The organism is Halolamina salina, from assembly GCF_042678005.1.
Lineage (GTDB): Archaea > Halobacteriota > Halobacteria > Halobacteriales > Haloferacaceae > Halolamina > Halolamina salina.
In genome coordinates this window covers 1-6,369 of record NZ_JBHUDH010000192.1, presented here as the reverse complement: position 1 = coordinate 6,369, position 6,369 = coordinate 1, and the positions used below count along the sequence as shown (strand labels likewise).

Here is a 6,369-nt window from a genome sequence, read left to right as displayed (position 1 = left end):
AGCAGTACGACTGCGAGTGAGAGCGCGGTGTGTCGTGCGTTCATGGGTCGTGTCGGATCGACTGCCCGCGAACCCGTCCGCGGTCGCCCCGTGCCTCGGAGGCGTCAGCCGGGGCTGGGAGCACGGGTGCTCCGGCGGAGGGCGACACTGGGCGGGAATTGGGCGACGATCCGACCGCTATCTGTCGGTTTTCCGGGGGAAACTAAACGCTTCCCTTCCGAACGGCGTCTGGGAGCCGTTAGCGCCCCTCTATCGGCAAAATTCTCCGGTCGTGGGGTCAGAACTCCAGCCGGTTTCCTCGCACCGCGAACACGACGGCCGCCAGCGCGAGCAGCGCGGGCACGACACCGAACCCGGGGGAGTCGGTCGTCGTCGCGGCGGCTGTCGTCGTCGTGGTCTCAGTCGGTGTCGGCGACTGCGTCGGCGTCGATGCGTCGGTCGCTGTCGGGGTCGGCGATCCGGTAGCGGGCTCGTCGACCCTCAGCACCGGGTCCCAGTCGTACCGCTCCGCGGCGACCGTTTCTAGCTCCCCGACGCCGGCGCCGAGACGGTACTCACCCGGCGGCAGCGACCCGTTCCACGTCGTGAAGTCGGCTGCTGGGTGGGGTCGAACCGTGTCCGCACCGACGGCGGTGAACGCCGCCTGGGGAGTCTCGGCGCCGGTGTCGATCCGAACGCGTACCATGCCGTCGGCGTCCTCGTCGACGACTCGGAGGCCGGTGCGGGAGGCAGCGTCCTCGGTGCCGACGACGAGCGTCGCGGCCCGCGTGCCGGACATGCCGACGGTCAGGGTCGCGACCTCGCCGGCGTCGACCGCTACGTCACCGTCGATCTGGGGTTCAGTCAGTTGGATCGTCGTGTTTCGGGACGTCGTCGTCCCGTTCGCGGTGATCGTCAGCGTCGCGACGTACCCCTGCCCGACCCGGGGCCGGGGGCCGAGGGCGTGGGTGCCGGGTTCGCTGTCGTACTCCCACGTCGCGTTCGGGAGATCGACGACGACGTGTCGGTCCTCGTCGACGACGAACGTCCGGACCGCGTCGCCGGACCGGGACGTGTTCAGCCGGAGCGGAAGCCGCTCGGGCGTGGTCGACTCCTCGGTCTGCCGCATGCCGAACTGTAGTTCGTCGCCGAGTTCGGCGTCGTTCGACGGCGCCGCGGCCGTGCTGTTGTTCAGCCGGAACACCACGGTGCCGTTCGGGTGGACGGCGTCGGTCGGCGCCAGTCGCCCGGACGCCGCGGCGGAGCGGATCTCCTCCGGTCCGGCGTCGGGCGGCGGGAGTGTCGCGCTGAGGTTCCCCACGGCTGGAGCAGTCATTTCGTCGGGATGCTCGGCCGTGCCGGGAGCGCCGACGGCAGCGACTGTCGGCGGCGCAGCCACCGACAGGACGAGCACCGCAACGACGACTCCGGTTCGGAGGGGAGGGAAACGGGGAGGTCGCGGGGACATAGTCAGTCCTCGTACGGGGAGACTGGCGCGCGATACCGCATAAACGTTTGCCGGGGCCGGTGCCAGTAGTTTCAGGGAACCGCCGTCCCACGGACCAATATGCCGATCTTCTGGCACCGCCGGGATCTGCGGGCGAGCGACAACCGCGGGCTGGCGGCAGCGGCCGACGACGCCGACGGAGTGGTTCCGGCGTTCGTCTTCGATCCGGACGTGCTCGAACACGGGAGCGATGCCCGGGTGCGGTTCATGCTCGACTCGCTCGCGGAACTTCAGGAGTCCTACCGGGAGCGTGGGAGCGATCTCGTGCTGACCCGCGGCGACCCCGCCGAGGTGCTGCCCGCGCTCGCGGCGGGCGTCGACGCCGGGACGGTCCACTGGAACGCCGACTACTCCGGGCTGGCACAGGATCGCGACGACCGGGTCGAGGCGGCACTCGACGGCGCGGGCATCGACACGGAAACGCACCACGATGCGGTGCTCCACGAGCCGGGAACGATCCGGACCAACGCCGGCGAGCCGTACTCGGTGTACACCTACTTCTGGAAGAAGTGGCGCGACCGCGAGAAGCCTGAGCCGTTCGAGGCGCCCGACGGGACGAATCTCGCGGACGCCAGCGCGCTCGCGACGGACGCGCTCGCTGACTCGTTTGCAGGGGCGTTCGACCTCGACGACGCGCTCCGGGCGGAGCTTCCCTCGATCGAGCAGTTGGGCTTCGAGAAGCCGGACGCCGACGTGCAGGACGGCGGGACCGCGGCCGCCCGCGATCGGCTCGACGCGTTCTGTGAGTCGGCGATCTTCGAGTACGAGGAACAGCGCGAGTACCCCGCGAAGGACGGCAGCTCGCGGCTCTCGCCGCATCTCCGGTTCGGGACGATCGGCCTCCGCGAGGTGTACGAGGCGACCGAGGCGGCGATGGCCGAGGCAGAACGCCGGGACGAAGCAGTGAGGGGGGCGGACGGCGACGACGAACTGGGGCCGGCACAGGAGAGCGTCCGGACGTTCCAGTCGCAGTTGGCGTGGCGGGAGTTCTACACGCAGGTGCTCTACTTCAACCCCGAGATCGTGACGGCGAACTACAAGTCCTACGAGGCGCCGATCGACTGGCGGAACGACGACGACGAACTCGCCGCCTGGAAGGCCGGCGAGACAGGCTACCCGATCGTCGACGCCGGGATGCGCCAGCTCCGCGAGGAGGCGTGGATGCACAACCGCGTGCGCATGATCGTCGCCTCCTTCCTCACGAAGGACCTGCTGTGGGACTGGCGGGCGGGCTACGACCACTTCCGCGACCGCCTCGTCGACCACGACACCGCGAACGACAACGGCGGCTGGCAGTGGGCGGCGTCGACCGGCACCGACGCCCAGCCGTACTTCCGGATCTTCAACCCCGTCACGCAGGGCGAGCGCTACGACCCCGACGCCGAGTACATCAGGGAGTACGTGCCGGAGCTTCGTGGACTCGACGCGGCGGAGATCCACGGCTGGGTCGAGAAGAGCGACGCGGAACGTGCGGAACTCGATGTGGACTACCCGGATCCGATCGTCGACCACGGCGAGCGCCGGGAGCGGGCGCTCGCGATGTACAAGCGGGCTCGCGGGGAGGACCCCGACGAGTAGAACCGACCGAGCTGACTAGCCGGTGTCGTACTTGTACGTCGCCTCCTCCGCGTCGATGCCGAAGTCCTCGGCGCTCTCCTCCGGCTCCTCGGCCTCGCTGCCGCCTTTCTCGGCGTTCTTGAACCGTTCACGGAGTTCGGCGGGCATCTCGAAGGCGCCGGTGTCGATCGCCACGACGACCACGTTTTCGTCGACCTCCTCGCGCTTCTGTTCGAGGCGGTCCTCGATCACCGTCGGACGTTCCTCGGCGTCGACGCTCTCGAAGCCGAACTGCCGGAGGTAGTCGTCGCTGTCGGTGATCGAGTACACCGTCTCGAACTCGTTGTCGGCCGCGAGGTCGATTAGCCGCTCGACGACGTGGGCGCCGACACCCTGCCCGCGCCAGCCGTCCACGACGCCGATCCCGGTGAGCTCACAGACCTCGCCTTCGTCGGTCTTGTGGATGCGGTAGCGCCCGAAGCCGGCGCGCTCGTTCGTGCGTTCGTCGACCGCGATCACGTAGTCCCGCGAGCGGAAGGCGGTGCTGTCGAGCCCCATCTCCTCGATCCGGTCGAGCAACCACGCCTCGTCCCGGTTCCGTGCGTCGCGGACGTACATGTGCGGCAGTACGGCCCGGGGGGGCAAATGGCTTCCGCGGGTTCGGGGTCAGTCCTCGGCCTCGGGGTCGATCCCCAGCATCCCCGGAGTGATCGTGTCGGGGATGAGTTCGCCCAGCGAGTACTCCTTCCACTCGCCGTCGCCCGTATCGCAGTACACCGGCACGTCCTCGTCGCCGAACTCCGCGAGGGTCTGTCGGCACATCCCACACGGGGTGACGCCGTCGCGCTCCCCGGAGGAGACGGCGACCGCCGCGATCGAGCGGTGGCCCGCCCGGACCGCGCTGCCGACCGCGACCTCCTCGGCGTGGAGCGCGTTGCTGTAGTTGGCGTTCTCGATGTTACAGCCGGTGAATATCTCCCCGTCGTCGGTCAGGACGGCGGCGCCGACGCGGTACTCCGAGTAGGGGACGTAGGCGGCGTCGAGGGCGTCGCGGGCACGCTCGATCAGCGACGCCGGATCGGTGGTCTCCATACCCGAACCTCCGTGTGGACCGACTTGAAACGTCTGAAACCCGACGGCTCCCTCGCGAGCACGGCGACGATCCACGCGAGGGCGTCGGTACCGGTCCGGCGGTGCGTCCGGACACCGCGATCGGTCCCGTCCGTCATGTCGAGAAAATCATCGCTTCCTCCGATTTCGGGCGAACCAGCCGCTCTATTGGCCTTGTGTGTTAACAATACTCAAAGTAACCCTATAACCCTTCGGACGGTAGACGACAATGGATATGAAGAAACAGGAGCTCATCCACCTCCACGGTCTTCTCTCGGAGGTACGAGCCGAGTACGAGGACGCCGGAGAGCCGGAAGTCGACCTGAGCAGCTACGAGGAGTTCGGGGTCCAGCCGACGTCGATCCACCGTTCGAAGACCGACCACAAGCGCGCCGTCTTCGAGCTCGTCAACGGGCTGACCGACTCGCTGGACGACGAACAGGCGATCCCCGCGACGGCCGACTGACGCGCCGACACCGCCTCCTGCGATCCCACGCCTCGGAGCGGCGGCGCCGTCACAAGTGAACGATACGCGCGACGGAGCACGCGGCAGGTCACGCGCCGTGACCGGTTTCACTCCCGGTGCTGTTCGACCATCTCCTCGAACTCCGGAAGCAGCGTCTCCTCGTCGGCGTCGGCCGCCGGCTCGGTCTCCTCGGTGGCGTCGTCTTCCCCAGTCTCGCTCTCGGCCTCCTCGGCCGGCTCACAGGAGAGGCGTTCGAGCGCGATCCCCTCAAGCCGGCTGCCGATCTCCGAGCGCGCGATCCGGACGGCGTGGTCCTCGCTCTCGACGTCGTAGACGGTCATCCCGAGTTCGAGCGCGACCAGCCCCTCGCCGGCGGCGACGGTCGCGGGCGGGAGTTCGGCGCCGCGGGGCGAGCGACGGCTGCGCGGCTCGATGTCCACGTAGGAGAGGTCGGGATTGAGCCGCTCCCCGACCTTCGAGATGGCCGCGCCGACGGCTGCCTCTGGCGTCACCACGTCGTAGACCGGCACCGCCGCCTCCAGCACGACTCGGCAGTCCATCGGTCGCGTGTTCGCGACCCGGGAGCATGAACGTTCGGTCCCGCGACAGCTATTTGCTGGTCCGAGCCGACCCCGTGACCATGAGCCACGTCGCCGAACTCACGGGCATCGCGACGGGGGATACGCCGTCGGGCGAGGAGGTCCCGGCCGCGCTGCTGCGCGCCCGAGGGGAGTACCTCCCTATCTTCGTCACCGACGATCAGGCCGACGCGATCCGGCGCGGGCTGGCGGGCGAGCCGTTCGATCGGCCGCTGACCCACGACCTGCTGGTCGAGATGGTCACGGAGTTCGGCGGCGCGTTCGACCGCGTGCGGATCGACGAACTGCGGGAGGGGACGTTCTACGCGAAGATCGACGCCCAGCGCTACGAGGACGGCGAACCGGAGTCGCTCACCTTCGACGCCCGGCCCAGCGACGCCGTCGCGATCGCACTGCGGGCGGACTGTCCGATCGAGGTCGCCGACGACGTGCTCGACGCCGCGGGCCGCAGCCGCGAGGAACTCGGCGTCGACGGGCACGGCGGCGACGAGTAGCGCGGTCAGTCCCGCTCTCGTCCTGGCTGTCCTCGCTGAACGCGGCCGGGGGGCGCCGAGGTACCGTGGTGGATCGGCGGGCAGGCTCCACCGGCGAAACGGTGAAGTGATTTACACACTCGGTACACATTCACGGGAAACCCGGGATGTCGTCACACACCACCATCGACGAACTGTTGGATCTCGTCGGCGACCGAGCGGAGTTCCTCCGCCTCCTCCGTGACGGGCCGCTGTTCAAGCGCGACATCATCGACCGGCTCGACACCTCCCGCTCGACGGTTGACCGGGCCGTCGACGATCTCGTCGAGGCGGGACTGGTGGCGAGCGTCGACGGCGGATACCGGACGACGAGAACCGGACGGCTGGTGTTACAGCGGTACGAGACACTCCGGGAGGACATCGAGAACGTCATCGACGCCGCGTCGGTCGTCGACGCGATGCCCGCGGGGGCGACGCTCTCGGCAGCGACGGTGGCGAAGTCGACCGCCCGTCGGGTCGACCCCCACGACGTTGCCGATCTCGTCCGGGAAACGATCGACGGGGCCGAGAGCGTGGCCGCGTGCCTGCCGCGGCTCTCGGACTCGGTAGTGCTCGACGCCTACCGGGGGCACGCCGGGCCGGAGACGCGGACGCGCCTCGTCGTCGCCCCCTCGCTGG

Annotated in this window: 8 protein-coding genes; 4 read left to right on the top strand and 4 right to left on the bottom strand. The window is 69.2% G+C overall.

The features are described 5' to 3' along the window. Positions 1 to 277 precede the first annotated feature (277 nt). On the bottom strand, positions 278 to 1,315 hold the full coding sequence (locus ACFR9S_RS14085; RefSeq protein WP_379731566.1) for a DUF7827 domain-containing protein: 1,038 nt from the start codon (positions 1,313 to 1,315) through the stop codon (positions 278 to 280). A 231-nt stretch (positions 1,316 to 1,546) separates the two neighbouring features. Here ACFR9S_RS14085 and ACFR9S_RS14080 point away from each other — a divergent pair, with 231 nt between their 5' ends. Next, a complete protein-coding gene (locus ACFR9S_RS14080) occupies positions 1,547 to 3,064 on the top strand; it encodes a cryptochrome/photolyase family protein (RefSeq protein ID WP_379818911.1) in 1,518 nt (505 codons plus the stop codon). 15 nt (positions 3,065 to 3,079) lie between these two features. Here the strand turns inward: ACFR9S_RS14080 and ACFR9S_RS14075 are convergent, their stop codons facing one another. Beyond that, complete coding sequence (locus ACFR9S_RS14075) at positions 3,080 to 3,661, bottom strand: GNAT family N-acetyltransferase (RefSeq protein ID WP_379731564.1); 582 nt, start codon at positions 3,659 to 3,661, stop codon at positions 3,080 to 3,082. A 48-nt stretch (positions 3,662 to 3,709) separates the two neighbouring features. After that, on the bottom strand, positions 3,710 to 4,135 hold the full coding sequence (gene cdd / locus ACFR9S_RS14070) for a cytidine deaminase (protein WP_379731563.1): 426 nt from the start codon (positions 4,133 to 4,135) through the stop codon (positions 3,710 to 3,712). 253 nt (positions 4,136 to 4,388) lie between these two features. Here cdd and ACFR9S_RS14065 point away from each other — a divergent pair, with 253 nt between their 5' ends. Further along, complete coding sequence (locus ACFR9S_RS14065) at positions 4,389 to 4,619, top strand: UPF0058 family protein (protein ID WP_379731562.1); 231 nt, start codon at positions 4,389 to 4,391, stop codon at positions 4,617 to 4,619. A 107-nt stretch (positions 4,620 to 4,726) separates the two neighbouring features. Here the strand turns inward: ACFR9S_RS14065 and ACFR9S_RS14060 are convergent, their stop codons facing one another. Next, positions 4,727 to 5,179 (bottom strand): DUF555 domain-containing protein, encoded by a 453-nt coding sequence (locus tag ACFR9S_RS14060; RefSeq protein WP_379818910.1) that lies wholly within the window; start codon positions 5,177 to 5,179, stop codon positions 4,727 to 4,729. 80 nt (positions 5,180 to 5,259) lie between these two features. Between ACFR9S_RS14060 and ACFR9S_RS14055 the strand changes: the two genes are divergently transcribed. Both ACFR9S_RS14055 and ACFR9S_RS14050 read left to right on the top strand, forming a co-directional pair. Next, on the top strand, positions 5,260 to 5,712 hold the full coding sequence (locus ACFR9S_RS14055; RefSeq protein ID WP_379731560.1) for a bifunctional nuclease family protein: 453 nt from the start codon (positions 5,260 to 5,262) through the stop codon (positions 5,710 to 5,712). Between the two features lie 146 nt (positions 5,713 to 5,858). Further along, a partial coding sequence (locus ACFR9S_RS14050) for a MarR family transcriptional regulator (protein WP_379818909.1) occupies positions 5,859 to 6,369 on the top strand: 511 nt, incomplete at its 3' end.

Excerpts from the sequence above, each read along its gene's own strand:
- ACFR9S_RS14085 (WP_379731566.1), bottom strand. The coding sequence starts at position 1,315 with ATGACTGCTCCAGCCGTGGGGAACCTCAGCGCGACACTCCCGCCGCCC.
- cdd (WP_379731563.1), bottom strand. The coding sequence starts at position 4,135 with ATGGAGACCACCGATCCGGCGTCGCTGATCGAGCGTGCCCGCGACGCC.
- ACFR9S_RS14055 (WP_379731560.1), top strand. The coding sequence starts at position 5,260 with ATGAGCCACGTCGCCGAACTCACGGGCATCGCGACGGGGGATACGCCG.
- ACFR9S_RS14060 (WP_379818910.1), bottom strand. The coding sequence starts at position 5,179 with ATGGACTGCCGAGTCGTGCTGGAGGCGGCGGTGCCGGTCTACGACGTG.
- ACFR9S_RS14065 (WP_379731562.1), top strand. The coding sequence starts at position 4,389 with ATGAAGAAACAGGAGCTCATCCACCTCCACGGTCTTCTCTCGGAGGTA.
- ACFR9S_RS14075 (WP_379731564.1), bottom strand. The coding sequence starts at position 3,661 with ATGTACGTCCGCGACGCACGGAACCGGGACGAGGCGTGGTTGCTCGAC.
- ACFR9S_RS14080 (WP_379818911.1), top strand. The coding sequence starts at position 1,547 with ATGCCGATCTTCTGGCACCGCCGGGATCTGCGGGCGAGCGACAACCGC.